General features: G+C 73.0%; 14 protein-coding genes. 6 read left to right on the forward strand and 8 right to left on the reverse strand.

The window, feature by feature from the left end; genetic code table 11:
* The first annotated feature begins 39 nt into the window (after nt 1-39).
* The 3 genes from HNQ01_RS19650 to HNQ01_RS19660 are packed head-to-tail and all read left to right on the forward strand — an operon-like array spanning nt 40 to nt 3,752.
* The gene (locus HNQ01_RS19650) at nt 40-1,242 is read left to right on the forward strand and encodes a DegT/DnrJ/EryC1/StrS family aminotransferase (RefSeq protein ID WP_173807208.1); all 1,203 of its coding nucleotides are present in this window, start codon (nt 40-42) and stop codon (nt 1,240-1,242) included.
* Between the two features lie 24 nt (nt 1,243-1,266).
* Nucleotides 1,267-1,863: a sugar transferase gene (locus HNQ01_RS19655; protein WP_173807209.1), complete on the forward strand. Its 597-nt coding sequence runs from the start codon at nt 1,267-1,269 to the stop codon at nt 1,861-1,863.
* A complete protein-coding gene (locus HNQ01_RS19660) occupies nt 1,860-3,752 on the forward strand; it encodes a polysaccharide biosynthesis protein (protein WP_173807211.1) in 1,893 nt (630 codons plus the stop codon). The genes HNQ01_RS19655 and HNQ01_RS19660 overlap by 4 nt, the downstream gene beginning before the upstream one ends.
* Here the strand turns inward: HNQ01_RS19660 and HNQ01_RS19665 are convergent.
* Both HNQ01_RS19665 and HNQ01_RS19670 read right to left on the reverse strand, forming a co-directional pair.
* A complete protein-coding gene (locus HNQ01_RS19665; RefSeq protein ID WP_173807213.1) occupies nt 3,736-6,171 on the reverse strand; it encodes a putative bifunctional diguanylate cyclase/phosphodiesterase in 2,436 nt (811 codons plus the stop codon). The genes HNQ01_RS19660 and HNQ01_RS19665 overlap by 17 nt on opposite strands.
* A 52-nt stretch (nt 6,172-6,223) precedes the next feature.
* Nucleotides 6,224-8,695: a putative bifunctional diguanylate cyclase/phosphodiesterase gene (locus tag HNQ01_RS19670; protein WP_173807214.1), complete on the reverse strand. Its 2,472-nt coding sequence runs from the start codon at nt 8,693-8,695 to the stop codon at nt 6,224-6,226.
* Nucleotides 8,696-8,953: 258 nt separating this feature from the next.
* On the opposite strand from HNQ01_RS19670, the gene HNQ01_RS22640 reads away from it, so the two are divergent.
* Both HNQ01_RS22640 and HNQ01_RS19680 read left to right on the forward strand, forming a co-directional pair.
* Entirely contained in the window at nt 8,954-9,985 is a 1,032-nt protein-coding gene (locus HNQ01_RS22640) for a GGDEF domain-containing protein (protein WP_173807215.1), read from the forward strand.
* Nucleotides 9,986-10,092: 107 nt separating this feature from the next.
* Nucleotides 10,093-10,842 carry a carbonic anhydrase gene (locus tag HNQ01_RS19680; protein ID WP_173807240.1) on the forward strand — a complete coding sequence of 250 codons (750 nt, stop codon included), beginning with the start codon at nt 10,093-10,095 and terminating at the stop codon, nt 10,840-10,842.
* Here the strand turns inward: HNQ01_RS19680 and uvrA are convergent.
* Nucleotides 10,817-13,750, reverse strand: coding sequence for an excinuclease ABC subunit UvrA (gene uvrA, locus HNQ01_RS19685; RefSeq protein WP_173807216.1), 2,934 nt, complete (start codon nt 13,748-13,750; stop codon nt 10,817-10,819). The two genes, HNQ01_RS19680 and uvrA, sit on opposite strands and share 26 nt — an antisense overlap.
* 192 nt (nt 13,751-13,942) lie before the next feature.
* Here uvrA and HNQ01_RS19690 point away from each other — a divergent pair, with 192 nt between their 5' ends.
* Nucleotides 13,943-14,665 carry a Crp/Fnr family transcriptional regulator gene (locus HNQ01_RS19690; protein ID WP_173807218.1) on the forward strand — a complete coding sequence of 241 codons (723 nt, stop codon included), beginning with the start codon at nt 13,943-13,945 and terminating at the stop codon, nt 14,663-14,665.
* 21 nt (nt 14,666-14,686) lie between these two features.
* On the opposite strand, the gene HNQ01_RS19695 is transcribed toward HNQ01_RS19690, so the two are convergent.
* Genes HNQ01_RS19695 through HNQ01_RS19715 form a run of 5 tightly spaced genes read right to left on the reverse strand, consistent with a single transcriptional unit; the run spans nt 14,687 to nt 18,254 of the window.
* Nucleotides 14,687-15,079, reverse strand: a complete 393-nt coding sequence (locus HNQ01_RS19695; RefSeq protein ID WP_173807220.1) for a DUF1294 domain-containing protein — start codon at nt 15,077-15,079, stop codon at nt 14,687-14,689.
* 7 nt (nt 15,080-15,086) lie between these two features.
* A complete protein-coding gene (locus HNQ01_RS19700) occupies nt 15,087-15,692 on the reverse strand; it encodes a DUF3299 domain-containing protein (protein ID WP_173807222.1) in 606 nt (201 codons plus the stop codon).
* A 56-nt stretch (nt 15,693-15,748) separates the two neighbouring features.
* Nucleotides 15,749-17,023, reverse strand: coding sequence for an ABC transporter permease (locus HNQ01_RS19705; protein WP_173807223.1), 1,275 nt, complete (start codon nt 17,021-17,023; stop codon nt 15,749-15,751).
* Nucleotides 17,020-17,715 carry an ABC transporter ATP-binding protein gene (locus HNQ01_RS19710; RefSeq protein ID WP_173807224.1) on the reverse strand — a complete coding sequence of 232 codons (696 nt, stop codon included), beginning with the start codon at nt 17,713-17,715 and terminating at the stop codon, nt 17,020-17,022. The genes HNQ01_RS19705 and HNQ01_RS19710 overlap by 4 nt, the downstream gene beginning before the upstream one ends.
* Complete coding sequence (locus HNQ01_RS19715; protein ID WP_173807225.1) at nt 17,712-18,254, reverse strand: ZrgA family zinc uptake protein; 543 nt, start codon at nt 18,252-18,254, stop codon at nt 17,712-17,714. The genes HNQ01_RS19710 and HNQ01_RS19715 overlap by 4 nt, the downstream gene beginning before the upstream one ends.
* Nucleotides 18,255-18,269: the final 15 nt, after the last annotated feature.

Genomic DNA, 18,269 nt, shown 5'->3' on the forward strand with positions numbered 1-18,269 from the left:
TCGGCGGTTCCCGCCGCCTCCCCCGAAGCCCTGCCGCCGATGTCCTCGCCCACCGCCCCGTCCGATCCGACCCCACTGCCCTTCCTGCCCTTCGCGCTGCCCGAGATCGGCGAGGACGAGATCGCCGAGGTGGTCGACACGCTGCGCCACGGCTGGGTGACCACCGGCCCGAAGGCGCGCCGCTTCGAGCAGGACTTCGCCGCCTTCCTGGACGGCGCCGATGCCGCGCCGGGCCTGGAGGCGATCGCGGTCAACTCGGCCACCGCCGGGCTGCACCTGGCGCTCGAGGCCGTCGGCGTCGGCCCCGGCGACGAGGTCATCACCACCACGCACACCTTCACCGCCAGCGCGGAGGTGGCGCGCTATCTTGGAGCCGACGTGCGCCTGGTCGACATCGACCCGGCCACGCTGTGCATCGACCCGGCCGCCATCGAGGCCGCGATCACGCCGCGCACCCGGGCGATCGTGCCGGTGCACTTCGCCGGTCGCGCCGCCGAGATGGGCGAGATCCTGGCGATCGCGCGCCGCCACGGCCTGAAGGTGGTCGAGGACGCCGCGCACGCGCTGCCGACCACGCACGCCGGTCAGATGATCGGCACGCTGGCCAGCGACGTCACCGTCTTCAGCTTCTACGCCAACAAGACCATCACCACCGGCGAGGGCGGCATGGCGGTCACGCGCGATGCGCAGCTTGCCGCGCGCATGAAGGTCATGCGCCTGCACGGCATCAACCGCGACGCCTTCGACCGCTTCACCGCCAAGGTGCCGAGCTGGTACTACGAGATCGTCGCGCCCGGCTTCAAGTACAACCTGACCGACATCGCCGCGGCGCTGGGCATCCATCAGCTGAAACGTGCGCGCGAATTCCGCGACGCGCGCGCCCGCATCGCCGCGCACTACGACGCGCTGCTGGCCGACCTGCCGCTCGTCCTGCCGCCGCAGCCCGCTGGCGGCGACCTGCATTCCTGGCACATCTACGTGCTGCGCCTGCGGGATGACGCGCCGGTCGGGCGCGACGCGGTGATCGAGGCGCTGTTCGCCGCCGGCATCGGCAGCAGCGTGCACTACATCCCGCTGCACCAGCAGCCCTACTGGCGCGAGCGCTACGGCCTGCGCGCCGAGGACTTCCCGCACAGCCAGAAGGCCTACGAGGCCACCTTCAGCCTGCCGCTGTACTCGCGCATGACGCTGGCCGACGCCGAACGGGTGGCCGCGGTGCTGCGCGGCGTGCTGGCGCGCTGAGCGGTCGGGCGGTCTGCGGACGACATGGCCAAGCGCCTGCTCGACCTGCTGCTGGCCGGCTGCGGCCTGATCGTGCTCTCGCCGCTGCTGGCGCTGATCGCGCTGGCGGTGCGGCTGGACTCGCCCGGGCCGGTCTTCTTCCGCCAGGTGCGCGTCGGGCGCCACGGCCGCGAGTTCCGCATCCACAAGTTCCGCACGATGACGCACGCGCCGCAGGACCGCGGCCCGCAGCTCACCGTGGGGCAGGATGCGCGCATCACCCGCGTCGGCGCGCTGCTGCGCCGCACCAAGCTCGACGAGCTGGCGCAGCTCTTCGACGTGCTCGCAGGCACGATGAGCCTGGTCGGCCCGCGGCCCGAGGTGCCGCGCTACGTGGCGCTCTACCCCGCCGGGCTGCGCGAGAAGGTGCTGTCGGTGCGCCCCGGCATCACCGACTTCGCCTCGATCGAGTACCGCGACGAGAGCACGCTGCTGGCGCGCAGCACCGACCCGGAGCGCACCTACCGCGAGGTGGTCCTGCCGGCCAAGCTGGCGCTGCAGGCACGCTACGTCGACGAGGCGGGCGTGCTGACCGACCTGAGGCTGATCCTGCGCACGCTGCGCGCGATCCTCGAACGATGAGCTGGCACACCCTCGACACCCTGCTGACCCGCATCCGGCCGCACCGCGAGCCGCTGGCCCTGGCGATCGACGCCGCGGTCATCGCCGCGTGCTGGAACATCACCTACCTGTTCCGCCTCGGCTTCGAGCGCTGGTGGAACGCGCGGCCGTCCTACGACGGCTGGGTGCTGGCCGGGCTGCTGGCGCTGTACGTGGCGGTGTTCGCCGCGCTGAAGGTGCCCAAGGGCATGTGGCGCTTCTCCGGCTTCGGCGAGGTGCAGCGGCTGACCTTCGCCTGCGCGATCGCCGGGCTGCTCGGGGCGGTCGGCGTGCTGATGGCGCAGCTGGTGCAGGTGCCGCGCGCGGTGCTGGCGCTGCATCCGGTCGTCAGCCTGATGGGGCTGGCGATGGTGCGCATCGGCTACCGCATGCTCTACGAGCACATGCGCGGCCGGATTTCCGGCTCGATGCACGAGACGCGCCGTGCGCTCGTGCTGGGCGCCGGCGACGCCGCCAAGCTGCTGATGGCCGGCATCCAGCACCACGGCTGGGTGGTGGTCGGCCTGCTCGACGACAACCCGCGCAAGCTGGGCGCGCGCATCGGCGGCGTGCCGGTGCTGGGCGATCTGGAGAGCGCGCCGCGCTGGGCCGAGGTGCACGGCATCACGCACCTGATCGTCGCGATGCCGTCGGCCACCGCGGTGCAGCGCCGCCGCGCGCTCGACCTGGCGGCCGCCACCGGCCTGCCGGTGGTGACGGTGCCGACCGCCGCCGAGCTGCGCGAGGGCCAGGCGGTGGCGCAGGTGCGCGACATCGAGCCCGAGGACCTGCTCGGGCGCGTGCCGGTGCAGCTCGACGAGGGCGGCATCAGCGAGTGCCTGTCGGGCAAGGTGGTGCTGATCACCGGCGCCGGCGGCTCGATCGGCTCGGAGCTGTGCCGGCAGGTGGCGCGCTACGGGCCGCTCAAGCTCGTGCTCTACGAGCTGAGCGAGTTCGCGCTCTACCGCATCGAGCAGGAGCTGGGCGAGCTGTTCCCGCACATCCCGCTGGTGCGGCTGGTCGGCGACGTGCGCGACCCCGAGCACCTGGCGGCCACCTTCACGCGGCTGCGCCCGCAGGTCGTCTTCCACGCCGCCGCCTACAAGCATGTGCCGCTGATGGAGGAGGACAACGCCTTCTCCGCGCTGCGCAACAACACGCTGGGCACCTGGCGCGCGGCCAGCGCGGCGGCGGCCGCCGGCGTCGAGCGCTTCGTGCTGATCTCGACCGACAAGGCGGTCAACCCGACCAACGTGATGGGCGCGACCAAGCGCGCCGCCGAGATGGCGATCTCGCGGCTGGCCGCGCGCATGGCCGCCGGCGAGGGCCGCACGCGCTTCATGGCGGTGCGCTTCGGCAACGTGCTCGGGTCGTCGGGCAGCGTGATCCCGAAGTTCAAGGAGCAGATCGCCCGCGGCGGCCCGGTCACGGTGACGCACCCGGACATCACCCGCTTCTTCATGACCATTCCCGAGGCCGCGCGGCTGGTGGTGCAGGCCGGCGCGATCGGCGAAGGCGGCCAGGTCTTCGTGCTCGACATGGGCGAGCCGGTGCGCATCGTCGACCTGGCCCGCGACCTGATCCGCATGAGCGGCCACACGCTGGCGGAGATCCCGATCGCCTTCAGCGGGCTGCGCCCGGGCGAGAAGCTGTTCGAGGAGCTGCTGGCCGACGCCGACGCGACGCTGCCGACGCGCTTCGAGCGGCTGCGCATCGCGCGTCTGGACGCGTCGGCCAGCTCGCTCGACGAGGTGCAGCTGCTGCTGGACTGGGCCGCCGCCCGCTCGAGCGCGCCCGACGACGAGGTGCGCGAGCGCCTGGCGCGGCTGGTGCCCGAATACCGTCCGGCGCGGATCAGGCCGGCAGGCTGAGCGGCGCGGCGCCTGCGTGCGCCCCCATGCGGCGCACCAGCTCGGCCGACTCGACCGCACGGCCCGACAGGTGGCCCTGCATCAGCTCGCAGCCGCAGGCGCGCAGGGCCTCGCGCTGCGCGGCGGTCTCGACGCCCTCGGCCAGCGTGCCCATGCCGGTGGTGCGGCCGAGCTGGACGATCAGGCCGACGATGGCCTCGGCCTGCGCCGAGCGCTCGCCGGCCGCGCCCAGGCCGGCGACGAAGCTGCGGTCGATCTTCAGCAGGTCGACCGGCAGCGCCGCCAGCTGCGCCAGCGAGGAATGCCCGGTGCCGAAGTCGTCGAGCGCGATCGACACGCCCAGCGCCCGCAGCGCGCGCAGCTGCTCGCGCGCTCGGCGCGAGTCCTGCATCAGCGCCGTCTCGGTGATCTCGAGCTCCAGCCGATCGGCCGGCAGGCCGGCGCCGGCCAGCGCCGAGCGCACCATGTCGACCAGCCCGTCGCCGCGCAGCTGCACCGCCGAGAGGTTGACCGCCAGCCGCAGCGGCGTCGGCCAGCCGGCCGCCTCCTGGCAGGCCCGGTGCAGCACCCATTCGCCCAGCCGCACGATCAGGCCGTTCTCCTCGGCCAGCGGCACGAACTCGGCCGGCGAGATCCAGCCGCGCAGCGGATGCTGCCAGCGCAGCAGCGCCTCGGCGCCGACCAGATGCCCGCTCCCCAGCGCGAACTGCGGCTGGTAGTGCAGCGTCATGCGGCCGGCCAGCAGGTGCTCGCCGTCCGGCGCCGTCAGCAGCTGGCCGAGATCGCGGATCAGGCCGTGGCGGCGCATCAGCCGCGCCCGCATCGGTGCGTCGGACACCCGCACCGTGTCGCGCCCGGCCGCCTTGGCCTCGTACAGCGCCAGATCGGCGTCCTGGAACAGCCGGTCGGTCTCCTCGTGCGGCGGCTCCCAGGAGGCCGCGCCCAGGCTGGCGCGCACCTCGATCGCCAGCCCCTCCTGCGACCAGGCCGCGCGCAGCGCCTCGAGCATCGCCGCCAGCAGCCGGTCGCGCTCGTCGACGCCATGCGGCCGATCGATCAGCAGCGCGAACTCGTCGCCGCCCAGGCGGGCCAGCACCAGCGAGCGCGGATCGCCGAATCCGGCGATGCAGGCCGACAGCCGCCGCGCGATCTCGCACAGCAGCCGGTCGCCGGCGGCATGGCCCAGCGTGTCGTTGACCTCCTTGAAGTGGTCCAGGTCGATCAGGCACAGCGTCAGCGGCAGCAGCGCGTCCGGCCCCGCCCCCGGCGACGCCGTCGTCGACGTGGCAGCCAGGCGGCAGCGCGCCACCGCCTCGGCGCAGCGGCGCTGCAGCACATGGCGGTTGGCCAGGCCGGTCAGCACGTCGGTGTGCGCGAGCCGGCGCAGCTCGCGCGACTGCTCGTGCAGCAGCGTGACGTCGCGCACCACGCCACGCCAGCTCAGGATGCGCCCGACGGCATCGAGCACCGGCACGCCGCCGAGCAGCCAGCGCTGCCGGGCGGTCTGCAGCAGATGGCGCGAGGGCAGATGCAGCTCCAGCGCGCGGAAGGGCAGCGGCTCGGAGAGATGGCGCGCCAGCGCGTCGATCCCGTCGGCATCGCGCAGCAGCTCGGTCAGGCGCCGCCCGATCAGCAGCCCGGCATCGCTGACGCCGAGCGACTGCGCCATGCGCGCCGGCAGGCGCCGCAGCCGGCCCTGCGCGTCGCTCTCCCAGAGCCAGTCGTCGGCATGGCGCTCGAAGTCGCGCAGCAGCAGGTCGAGCGCATCGCGATCGCGCCGCGCCTCGAGCTCGGCCTGCAGGCGCTGGCGCACGCTGCGCGAGATCGCGCCCAGCGTCGTCAGCACCAGCACGTCCATCACCACGATCAGCGGCACCGTCACGTCGCGCACCAGCCCGTCGAGCTGCAGCACGCCCAGCAGCATGCCGGCCGAGGTGATCAGCGTCCAGGCCACGCCACCCCAGCGCAGCGGCGCCCCCAGCATCGCGCCGACCGGCACGACGCCGCTGGCGATCACGGCCAGCAGATGGCGCCGGTCAGAGTCGACGGCCGGGAACAGCGTCACCGCGATGCCGGCGAACATCAGCCCGGCCAGCACGGAATGGACGACGAAGCGCCAGCGCACCGCCGGCCGCGCCAGCCGCTCCGTCGGCCCGCGCAGGCTCAGGTGCGCATCGACCAGCTGCACCAGCGCACCCGCCGACAGGCCGACGGGCCACAGCAGCCGCGCATCGATCCCGGTCACCGGCAGCAGCAGCCACAGCACCAGCAGGCCGAGGCCGACGTCGACCAGCGCGCCGAGCCGGGCCAGGCGCAGCACCGTGCGCACCAGCCGGCCCTGCAGCAGCAGGCGCCCGCCATCGTCCGGCCAGCATGACGGCGCCGCGTCGTGGCGACCGTCCAGGGCGGCGCGGATCATGGAAGAAGTCGGGCGGGCATCGGTGGCGGGGTCCGGGATGATTTGATCATTATCAGGTTCCAGACGGAACCAGGCCAGCGGATCGCACGCCCCGCGCGTGCGGCTGCCACGAACGCACCCGCTGCGCGGCCGTCCTGGCGTCCAGCGCCGCCGCGAACAGATAGCCCTGCACCTGGTCGCAGCCGTGACGGCGCAGCACGTCGAGCTGGCCGTCGGTCTCGACGCCCTCGGCCAGCGTCTTCATGCCCAGCGCCTGGCCGAGCTGGACGATGGTCTGCAGGATCATGTCGGCCTGGCCGCCGTCGACCAGCGCGGTGATGAAGCTGCGGTCGATCTTGAGCGTCGAGATCGGATAGGTGCGCAGCGACGACAGCGAGGAATGCCCGGTGCCGAAGTCGTCCAGGCCCAGGCGCACGCCCAGCGCGCGCAGCGACTGCATGCGCACCCGCGCCGCGGCCGGGTCGACCAGCACCGCGGTCTCGGTGATCTCCAGCTCGAGGCGGTGCGGCGCCAGCCCGGTCTCGGCCAGCACCTCGGCGACGGTGCGCACCAGATGGCGGCCGGCGAACTGCACGCCCGAGACATTGACCGCGATCTTGGTGTCGCCGCCCCAGGCCGCGGCATCGTGGCAGGCCTGGCGCAGCACCCATTCGCCCAGCGCCACGACCAGGCCGGTCTCCTCGGACACCGGGATGAAATGGGCCGGCGAGATCCAGCCGCGCTCCGGATGGCGCCAGCGCACCAGCGCCTCGAAGCCGGTCAGCCGGCCGTCGCCGACATCGTGCTGCGGCTGGTAGTGCACGCTCAGCCGGCCGCAGGGCGGATCGGGCCGGTCCTGGCCGCCGGGCTGCAGCCGGCGGCGTGCCGCCTCCAGCGCCTGGCCGAGCTCGTGGATGACCAGATGGCGCTCGGCCATGCGCTCGCCCATCGTCGCGTCGAACATGCGCACCGTGTCGCGCCCGGCCGACTTGGCCTCGTACAGCGCGATGTCGGCCTGCTGCAGCAGCCGCGCGGCGCTCATGCCCGGCCCGTCCCAGGCCGCCACGCCCAGGCTGGCGCGGATCTCGACGCACAGCGCCTCGTCCTGCCAGGGCTCGCGCAGCACCGCGAGCAGCTCCAGCGCCAGCGCCTCGCGCTCGACCGCGCGGGTCGGGCGCTCGACCAGCAGCGCGAACTCGTCGCCGCCGAGCCGGGCCAGCACGATGCGCGAGGCCTCGACCGGCCCGCGGCGCACGCACTCGCGCAGCCGCAGCGCGACCTCCTGCAGCAGCCGGTCGCCGACCAGGTGGCCGAAGTGGTCGTTGACGGTCTTGAAGTTGTCCAGGTCGAGCAGCAGCAGCGCCACCGGACTGGCGCCGTCCTCGGCGGGCGGATCGTGGCTCAGCAGCGCGGCCAGCGCCGTCTCGCTGCGCTGCTGCAGCACATGGCGGTTGGCCAGCCCGGTCAGCGTGTCGGTGCGGGCCAGCCGCTCGAGCTCGCCGGACTGCTCGCGCAGCAGCGTCACGTCGCGCACGATGCCGCGCCAGCCGACATGCAGGCCGGTCTGGTCGGTCACCGGCGCGCCGCTGACCGACCACCAGCGCGGCGAGCGCCCCGGCCGGCTGACCGCGACCTCGATGCCGCGAAAGGGCTGGTCGGACTGCAGCGCCGCGATCAGGCGCAGCAGCTCGGGCTCCAGGCGCGCATCGGTGCGCCCCCGGAAGCCCTGGCGCATCGCCAGCGAGGCCCCGCCCTCGCCGCTGCGCAGCACCTGCACCAGATCCTGGCCGAGCAGCGCCTGCGGCGCATCGAAGCCGAGCTCGGCGGCCATGCGCGGCACGACCGTCGTCAGCCGTCCGCGCTCGTCGCTGCCCCAGCTCCAGGCGTCGGACTGCATCTCGAAGTCGCGCAGCAGCAGCGCGATCGTCTGCTCGCCCTGCGCGGCAGCCTGCTGCGCCTGCATGCGCGCCAGCAGCAGGCGCGAGGTGCCGCGCACCGACGCGCTGACCAGCACCGCCAGCAGCACCAGCATCGCGAAGGCCGCCGAGAAGACCGGCATGCCCACGGCCAGCAGCGCCAGCACCGCGCCGGCCCCGAGCGTGCCGCCCCACAGCGCCGACAGCACCGGCAGCGCCGCCAGCTCGATCGCGCCGGCGAACAGCGCGCCGCCCAGCATCACGCCGACCAGGAACTGCCACTCGCGCGCCATGTTCGGGAAGGCCGCCACCGCCAGCCCGGCCAGCGCGATGCCGGCCAGGCCGACCGGCAGCCCCAGCCGCAGCATCACCCGGCGCGACAGCAGCCGCGCGTCGTCGCGCCGCGACAGCCGCTTCGTGTCGGTCCACCACAGCAGCACCAGCAGCGTCTGCAGCCCGGCCCAGGCCGCGACCGGCCCCGGCTCCAGCGCCGGCGAGCACAGCCACACCGAGATGGCCGTGAGCAGCAGCAGCGAGGCCGTCAGCCGCGGCGCGGCCTGCAGCACGCTGCGCACCTGCTGCGCTCGCCACGGGATGACCGGGTCGAGGGGGGCGGCGGGAGTCGACATCGGGGGTTCGGCAGTCATGGAACGGAAATTCTCGATTCGCACGCCGCGATCGCCCTAGGGCGGAATGCGCGAGCCTGACCCGTGCCCCCTGCAGACGCGGGGGAGGCCGGATCCCCGGAAAAGTACCGCTTTTCCGGCGGTGGCGCCTGAATGTCCCGTCAAGACCGTGGGCCCGCGCACCGACAGCACGGAATGCGAGCGGCTGCAGTTGCGGGTCCGAGTCCGCCCGCGCCCCTCCATCCAACCGGCGAGCCGACCGTGAGACACACCGAGAGCATCGACAGCACCGAGGTCCTGAAGCAGGCCGTGCAGCTCATGAGACGCCACGGGACATCGATGCATCCCGTGCACTACGCGATCTGGTACGAGTACGCGCGCGGCGAGAACCTCGACCTGCGCAACGCGATCGACCGCTACCTGTCGCAGCACCTGCACCTCGACGATGCAGTGGCCGAGGCGCTGCACAAGCGCCATGTCGTTGGCTCCGGCACCGATCCGGCGATGCTGCGGCGCATGAGCGACAGCGTCTCCTCGGTGCTGGGCCAGATCGCCGACAGCGCGGCGCGCGCCGGCGACCAGACCGCCGCCTACGGCAGCTCGCTGTCGCGCTTCCAGGACGGCCTGAACGGGCGCGAGCCCCTGCCCGGCCTGGAGGAGATCGTCGCGACCACCCGCCAGATGCACTCGGCGATCCAGGATCTGCAGCGCCGGCTCGCCGACAGCCGCGACGAGATCGGCCAGCTGCGCGACGAGCTCGACCGGGTGCGGCTGGAGACGCTGACCGACATGCTGACCGGACTGGCCAACCGGCGCGCCTTCGAGCAGCGCCTAGCCGCCTGCGTGACGCTGGCGGCCAGCGCGGGCCTGCACAGCCATGCGCCCTGCCTGCTGATGGCCGATCTCGACCATTTCAAGCGCATCAACGACACCTACGGCCACGGCACCGGCGACCAGGTGCTGTGCGCGGTCGCCGCGGCGCTGAAGGCCGGCACGCCCGAACAGGGCCTGGCCGCGCGCATCGGCGGCGAGGAATTCGTGCTGCTGCTGCCGGCGATGCAGCTGCCGGCGGCACGCATGCTGGCCGAGCAGCTGCGCCACGCGGTCGCGCAGCTGCGCGTGCCGGCGCGCACGCCGACCGGCGGCGAGACGGCGATCCAGGTCACGCTGTCGATGGGGCTGACGACGCTGCAGCGCGGCGAGACCGGCCGGCAGCTGATCGAGCGCGCCGACCAGGCGCTCTACCAGTCCAAGAGCGGCGGCCGCGACCGCGTCACCGTCAAGGCCGGCTGAACGCACGACGGAGCGATCTGCACGGCGCGGCCGGACCTCAGGTTTGCCCACCAGCCGCCGATCCCCAGCATTCCACCCCAGCCCCGATGCGGAGACACCCGATGATGATGAAAAAGCGGATCCTGTCGATCTCGATCGCCCTGGCCGGCCTGATGAGCCTGGGCGCCGCCCAGGCCGGAGCCGGCGGCTCGCACTGGACCTACGACGGCAAGGAAGGGCCGGAACACTGGGGCGAGCTCTCGCCGGAATTCGCCTCGTGCAGCAAGGGCCGCAACCAGTCGCCGGTCAACCTGACGGGCGCGATCAAGGGCCAGCTGCCGATGCTGGAGTTCGACTACCGCGCCGGCGGCCGCGAGGTCATCAACAACGGCCACACCATCCAGGTGAACTACGCGCCCGGCAGCACGATGCGCGTCAACGGCGACACCTACGAGCTCAAGCAGTTCCACTTCCACACGCCGAGCGAGAACACCATCGAGGGCAAGTCCTTCCCGATGGAGGTCCACTTCGTGCACGCCAACCGCGACGGCCAGCTCGCGGTGGTGGCGGTGATGTTCGAGCCGGGCGACACGAATGCCGAGCTGGAGAAGGCCTGGAGCGTCATGCCCCAGGATGCCGGCGGCAAGCAGGCGCTGAACAACCCGGTCGACGCCCGCATGCTGCTGCCGCGCGAGCGGGCCTACTACTGGTTCAGCGGCTCGCTGACCACGCCGCCGTGCTCCGAGGGCGTGCACTGGTTCGTCATGAAGGCCTCCGACGTCGCGTCCAAGGCCCAGGTGCAGGCCTTCACGCAGGCCATCCACCAGAAGAACAACCGCCCGGTGCAGCCGCTCAACGCCCGCCTGATCCTGCAGTGACGGCCGGAGCCGCGAGCAGCGGCTTCAGGAACCGCCCGGTGTGGCTGGCCGCGCACGCGGCGATGTCCTCGGGCGTGCCGGCCGCCAGCAGCGTGCCGCCGCCCGAGCCGCCTTCCGGGCCCATGTCGAGCAGCCAGTCGGCGGTCTTGATGACGTCCAGGTTGTGCTCGATCACCACCACCGTGTTGCCGGCCTCGCAGAGCTGGTGCAGCACCCGCAGCAGCAGCTCGATGTCGGCGAAGTGCAGGCCGGTGGTCGGCTCGTCGAGGATGTAGAGCGTGCGGCCGGTGTCGCGCTTGGACAGCTCCAGCGCCAGCTTCACCCGCTGCGCCTCGCCGCCCGACAGCGTGGTCGCCGACTGGCCCAGGCGGATGTAGCCCAGGCCGACGTCCATCAGCGTCTGCAGCTTGCGCGCGATCGAGGGCACCGCCGAGAAGAACTCGCGCGCGTCCTCCACCGTCAGCTCCAGCACCTCGGTGATGTTGCGGCCCTTGTAGAGCACCTCCAGCGTCTCGCGGTTGTAGCGCTTGCCCAGGCAGGTGTCGCAGGGCACGTAGACGTCGGGCAGGAAGTGCATCTCCACCTTGATGACGCCGTCGCCCTGGCAGGCCTCGCAGCGCCCGCCGGCGACGTTGAAGCTGAAGCGCCCGGCGCCGTAGCCGCGCTCGCGCGCGGTCGGCACCTCGGCGAAGAGTTCGCGGATCGGGGTGAACAGGCCGGTGTAGGTGGCCGGATTGGAGCGCGGCGTGCGCCCGATCGGGCTCTGGTCGACGTTGATGACCTTGTCGAAGTGGCCCAGGCCCTCGATCTCGTCGTGCGCCTCGGGCTCCTGGTGGCTCTGGTAGAGCTGACGCGAGACGGCGGCGTAGAGCGTGTCGTTGATCAGCGTGCTCTTGCCCGAGCCGGACACGCCGGTCACGCAGGTCATCAGCCCGACCGGGATCTCGACCGTCACGCCCTTGAGGTTGTTGCCGCGGGCGTTGCGGATGCGCAGCACGCGAGGCGCGCCCTCCGCGTCCTTCAGGAAGGGCCGGCGCCGCTGCGGCACCTCGATGCGCAGCACCTGCGCCAGGTAGCGGCCGGTGGGCGAGTCCGGCGAGGCGGCGACCTGCTCCGGCGTGCCCTGCGCCATCACCTGCCCGCCGTGCACGCCGGCGCCCGGCCCCATGTCGACCACATGGTCGGCGGCGCGGATCATGTCCTCGTCATGCTCGACCACCAGCACCGAGTTGCCCAGGTCGCGCAGATGCTTCAGCGTGCCGATCAGGCGCTCGTTGTCGCGCTGGTGCAGGCCGATGGAGGGCTCGTCGAGCACGTACATCACGCCGGTCAGGCCCGAGCCGATCTGGCTGGCCAGGCGGATGCGCTGCGCCTCGCCGCCGGAGAGCGTGTCGGCGCTGCGGTCCAGGCTCAGGTAGTTCAGGCCGACGTCGTTGAGGAAGCGCAGCCGCGCGCGGATCTCGCGCACCACCTTGTCGGCGATCTCGGCCTTGGCGCCCTGCAGCCGCAGCGCGTCGAAATAGCGCTGGCACTCGGCCAGCGTCGCGTGCTCGACCTCGTAGATGGCGCGCGCGGGCTGGCCGTCGGCGTCGACCAGCAGCACATGGCGCGCCTCGCGCCGCAGCCGCGAGCCGCCGCAGTCCGGGCAGGCCTTGTTCGCCATGAAGCGCGCCAGTTCCTCGCGCACCGCCGACGAGTCGGTCTCGCGGTAGCGGCGCTGCAGATTGGGCAGGATGCCCTCGAAGGGATGCGAGCGCCTGACGCTGCGCTTCTTGCCGGCCGCGCCCTCGGCGGCGTAGGTGAAGCTGATCTCCTCCTCGCCGGAGCCGTGCAGCACCACCTGGCGGTGCTCGGGCGCCAGATCCTCGAAGGCGTCCTCCAGGTCGAAGCCGTAGTGGGCCGCGACGCTCTCCAGCATCGAGAAGGTGTAGGCGTTGCGGCGGTCCCAGCCCTTGATCGCGCCGCTGGCCAGGCTGAGCGACGGGAAGGCCACCACCCGCTCGGGGTCGAACACGTCGACATGGCCCAGGCCGTCGCAGCTCGGGCAGGCGCCCACCGGCGAGTTGAACGAGAACAGCCGCGGCTCCAGCTCGGCCAGCGAATAGCTGCAGACCGGGCAGGCGAACCTGGCCGAGAACAGATGCTCGGCGCCGGTGTCCATCTCCAGCGCCAGCGCGCGGCCGTCGGCGATGCGCAGCGCCGCCTCGAAGCTCTCGGCCAGGCGCTGCTGGGCGTCGGGACGCACCTTCAGGCGGTCGAGCACCACGTCGATGTCGTGCTTCTCGGTCTTCTTCAGCGCCAGCGCCGGCACGTCGGCTGCCTCGACGATGCGCCCGTCGATGCGGAATCGCACATAGCCCTGCGCCTGCATCGACTCGAACAGCTCGACGAACTCGCCCTTGCGGTCGCGCACCACCGGCGCGAGCACCATCAGCTTCGTCTCCTCGGGCAGCGCCAGCACCGCGTCGACCATCTGGCTGACGCTCTGCGCCTGCAGCGGCAGGCCGTGGTCCGGGCAGTGCGGCGTGCCGGCGCGGGCAAAGAGCAGGCGCAGGTAGTCGTGGATCTCGGTGATCGTGCCCACCGTCGAGCGCGGGTTGTGGCTGGTGGCCTTCTGCTCGATCGAGATCGCCGGCGACAGGCCCTCGATCACGTCGACGTCGGGCTTGTCCATCAGCTGCAGGAACTGGCGCGCGTAGGCCGAGAGGCTCTCGACGTAGCGGCGCTGCCCCTCGGCATAGAGCGTGTCGAAGGCCAGGCTGGACTTGCCCGAGCCCGACAGCCCGGTGATGACGACCAGCGCGTTCTTCGGCAGGTCGAGGTCGATGTTCTTCAGGTTGTGGGTGCGGGCACCGCGCACCGAGATCAGCGACGTGCGGGCGGGCGGAAACGGAGGGTCGAGCGGCATGGGGCGGAGCGGGAAGCCAACCGGACATGATAGCGAGGCCGGGATCACCCGGAGATCCCCCTGCCCGTCCTGCCCTGTGCGACCCATCGAAGAATGGGCGGGCGCAGAACGCGCGATACTCCAACCCGTACGCAGCCCCACCCCGAACCCGGAAAGACCGCAGCGACCATGGGACACCCCATTCCGATTGCCGTGACGAGCACGCAGGCCGCCGGCACGTACAACCCGCAGGCGCAGGTGTGCGCCTCGTGCAGCGTGCGCCAGTTCGCGCTGTTCGGCGCGCTCGACGAGGCGGCGCTGGCGCAGATCCACTACCGCATCGCCGACATCCGCCTGGAGCCGGGGCAGACGCTCTATTCGGCGCAGGACAGCGGCAGCGCGGTCTTCACCGTGCGCCGCGGCGTGCTGCGCATGGAGCGCAGCAGCGATGCGGGCGAGCGGCGCATCCTGCGCCTGGCCGGGCGCACCGACCTGATCGGGCTGGAGGCGATCCTGCACCAGACCTACGCGGCCGACGCGGTGGCCTGCACCGAGGTCGAGGTCTGCCGCATCCCGCGGGTGCTGATCGACGAGCTGTCGGTGGCGCACCCCGGCCTGACGCGCGACCTGATGAAGCGCTGGCAGCGCGCGCTCGACGACGCAGACGAATGGCTGACCGAGCTGGCCCGCGGCCCGGCGCGCCACCGCATGCTGCGGCTGCTGCTCAAGCTCAGCGAATACGGCGAGGACGACGGCCGGCTGTGGCTGCCCACCCGCCAGGAAATGGGCGCGATGCTCGACATGACCTTCGAGACGGCCAGCCGGCTGGTGTCGGCGCTGCGCCGCGAAGGCGTGCTGAAGTCCGTCGACGGCCGCCAGGCCCGGCTGGACATGGACGCGCTGATGGCGGCGCTGAAGGAAGACGGGGAGCGCTGAGGGCGCCGTCGCGGCCAGGGCTCAGAGCCCGAGCCACGCCCACCACGACAGCGCGGCCAGCTCCGCCGCCACCGTCAGGTGGAAGGCGACGCGGAAGGACGGCTTGACCGACTTGTGGCGCAGCAGGTGATGCGCGGCGATGGCGCCGGGCCAGCCGCCGATCAGGCCGGCCGTCAGCAGGGTCGATTCCGGGGTGCGCCAGCGGCCGGCCTGGGCGGCGGACTTGTCGGCGGCGTAGAGCGCGAAGCACAGCAGGCTGGCCGCGGCGTGCCAGGCCCAGATCCAGCCGGGCAGGCGATGCGTGGCGGTCGCGGCGGTCAGCACCAGCAGCAGCGCGGCGATCGACAGGCCGGCCACCAGCGGCGACGGGCCGCCGCGCCGCGGCCCAGAGGAGCGGGCGCCGTGTCGTCGCATGGGGACTTCAGCGCGGCGTCACCGGCGGCTCGACGTATTTCTCGACCATCGCGCCGTCGACGGTGTAGCCGCTGACGCCCATGTCGGTGTCGCGGCGCTCGGTGTGCATCGTGCCGGTGATCCAGACGGTGTCCATGCTGCGCAGGCCCTTGGCGGGAAGGGCCGCCTTGACGTGGACGATCTGGTTGGCCGGCGGCGGCGGCGAGTGGATGCAGGCGCCGAAATACGGCACCAGCAGGAACTCCTTCCACTCGCCCGCCTGGCCCTCCAGCGGCACCAGGTAGCCGGGCAGGCGCACCTTCTGGCCGTCGAGCTCGGGGCGGGTCGGCGCGGCGTCCCAGACCTCGCGGACCTCGCGCAGCATCGCGCTGGCCTTGGCATCGCCGTCCTGCAGCCGGCTCAGGTCGCCGCGGCCCTTCAGGATCTTCACCGGGTCCCAGCCCGACGGGACCATCTCTTCCCACTTGAGCTGGCGCACCGCGGACGCGGGCGCCGCTTTCGCGGCAGCAGGCTTCGGATCGGCCGCGCGCGCCGGGGCCGCGCCCAGCAGCGCCACGCCCGCGACCAGCGCCAGCATCGCGGCCTTCGTTGTCGTCCTTGTCGTCGATCGCATCACAGCAGTTCTCCTGTCGATTCCCGAAGTGTCGGCGGGGACGGGCATCGCCCGCTCTAGGCGCGCGGCGACAGCCCGTCGGCCAGCGACAGCCGGTAGGCGCGCCAGCCCGGCACCAGGCTGGCCAGCCAGCCGCCCAGCAGCAGCGCGCCCATCAGGCGCAGCTCGTCCGGGCCCGGCCAGCGCGCATGCAGCACCAGCCCCCAGCGGGCCTGGGCGAGGTCGCCCAGCAGCGCGATCGCGCCGGCCGAGGCCAGCGCGCCCAGCAGCACGCCGCACAGCGTGACCAGCGCGCCCTCCACCGCCAGCAGCGCCAGCACCTGACGCGGGCCGGCGCCGACCGAGCGCAGGATCGCCAGCTCGCGCCGGCGCGCATCCAGCCCGGCCAGGATCACCGCGACCAGCCCGGCCAGGCTGACCACCGCCACCAGCACGCTGACCGCCTGCAGCGCACGCTCGCCCGCGCCCAGCACCTCCCACAGCTCGTCGAGCGCCACGCCCGGCAGCACCGCCATCAGCGGCTCGTCGCCGTAGCCGCGCACCCAGCGCTGCACCGCGAACACCGCCGCGCGGCTCTTCAGCCCGACCAGCACCGCGGTCACCGTGCGCGGCGTCAGGTCCTGCGCGGCGGCGGCCTCGGCCGAGATGCGGGCGCCGGGCATCGGCGTGCCGGCGATCCAGTCGATGTGGATGGCCTCGATGCCGGAGAGCGGGATGTGCACCGAGCGGTCGACCGGCGTGCCGGTGCGCGCCAGGATGCCGACCACGGTGAAGGGCTTGTCGGCATGGTCGTTGGCCGCGAAGGCGCCGTCGCCGTGGCTCAGCACCAGGCGCTGGCCCAGGCGGTAGCCCAGCCGCTCGGCCACCTCGGCGCCGATCACCGCCTCGAAGACATGGCCCGCGCCGTCGCCGAAGGCGCGCCCGGCCGCCAGCGCCAGCGGCTGCTGCTCGCCGTAGCGGAAGTGCTCGAAATAGGCCGGCGTCGTGCCGACGACCGCAAAGCCGCGGTGGCTGTCGCCCAGCGCGATCGGCACCGTCCAGGCCACCTGGCGCTGCGCGGCCAGCGCCTGCACGCTGTCCCAGCCGATGTTGTTGGTCGCGCTGCCGACGCGGAAGACCGCGTAGAGCATCAGCTGCACCGCGCCGGTGCGCGGACCGACGATCAGGTCGGTGCCGGAGACCGCCTGGGCGAAGTTCTGCCGCACGTCCTGCCTCAGGCGCTCGATGCCCAGCAGCAGGAAGGTCGACAGCGCGATCGACACGACGATCAGCGCCAGCACGAAGCGCCGGCTCCAGGCGCTGCGCGCGGCCAGTCCGAGCAGCGCGCTCATCGCTCGGCTCCGGGCCGGGCGGCGCGGTTCAGCGCCGGCAGGTCGATCTGGCGCGCGAAATGCCCGGCCAGCCGCGCGTCATGGCTGACCAGCACCAGCGCGCTGGCGGCTTCGCGGCAGCTCGACAGCAGCGCGTCGACGAAGCGGTCGCGCGTGTCCTCGTCCAGCGCCGAGGTGGGCTCGTCGGCGATCACCAGCTCGGGCCGCCCGGCCAGCGCCCGCGCGCAGGCCACGCGCTGCTGCTGCCCCACCGAGAGCTGCGCCGCCGGACGCTTCCACAGCGAGGCGTCCAGCCCGAGCCGCGCCAGCCACTGTTCGGGCTCGTCGGCGCCGGCGCAGCGCGCGCGCCGGCGCGCCGAGAAGCGCAGCGGCAGCCGCACGTTGTCGATCACCGACAGATAGGGCAGCAGGTTGAACTGCTGGAAGATGTAGCCGACATGGTCGGCGCGCAGCCGGTCGCGCCGCGCGGCCGACTGCGCGCGCCAGTCCTGGCCGAGCAGCGCGACCGTGCCGGCGTCCGCCACCAGCACGCCGGCCATCAGCGACAGCAGCGTGCTCTTGCCGCAGCCGCTGGGGCCGCGCAGGAAGACCGCCTCGCCGGGCATCAGCTCGAGCCGGTCCAGGTCGAGCGTGTCGGCGGCGGCGCCCGGCCAGCGGTGGCGCAGACCGCGCAGCGACAGCAGCGGGCTCATCGGCCCCAGCGCAGCACCCGCGCCGGACGCTGCAGTGCCGCCTTGAACTGCCCCGCCGGCGCGACGATCTCGGCCTCGACGCGGGCGATGCGGCGGAAGCGGTCGAGCAGGCTGCCGAGGTCGAGCGAGGCCAGCGCCTGCGGCCGGGCGCAGCGCAGCACGAAGGTCGCATCCAGGTCGGCGTGCTCGCCGGCCGCCGCCGCCCCGCCCTGCAGCGTCGGCGCATCGACCGTCGTCGAGACCGGCTGGCACTGCGCCGCGGCGTCCGGCACGATCAGGCCGGCACCGGCGCGCAGATCGGCCAGCACCGCCTGCGCGGCCTTCTTCTCGGCCTCGGTGCGCGGCGCGCGCTCGAAGCCGAGCAGGCTGTCGAGCGGCGCCTCCAGGCCGATCGTCAGCGTCGGGCCGTCGAGCGCGATCTCCAGTGCGACGCGGCCATGCTCGTGGGCGCCGTGGTCATGGCGGGGCGCGGCCGTGGCGGCCAGCGGGCCCAGCAGCAGCAGGCTCAGGACAGTCGGGACAGGCAGGCGCAGGGTCATGGGAACAGCTTCCGC

Origin of the sequence: Sphaerotilus uruguayifluvii, assembly GCF_013294065.1 — a bacterium.
GTDB lineage: Bacteria > Pseudomonadota > Gammaproteobacteria > Burkholderiales > Burkholderiaceae_C > Sphaerotilus > Sphaerotilus uruguayifluvii.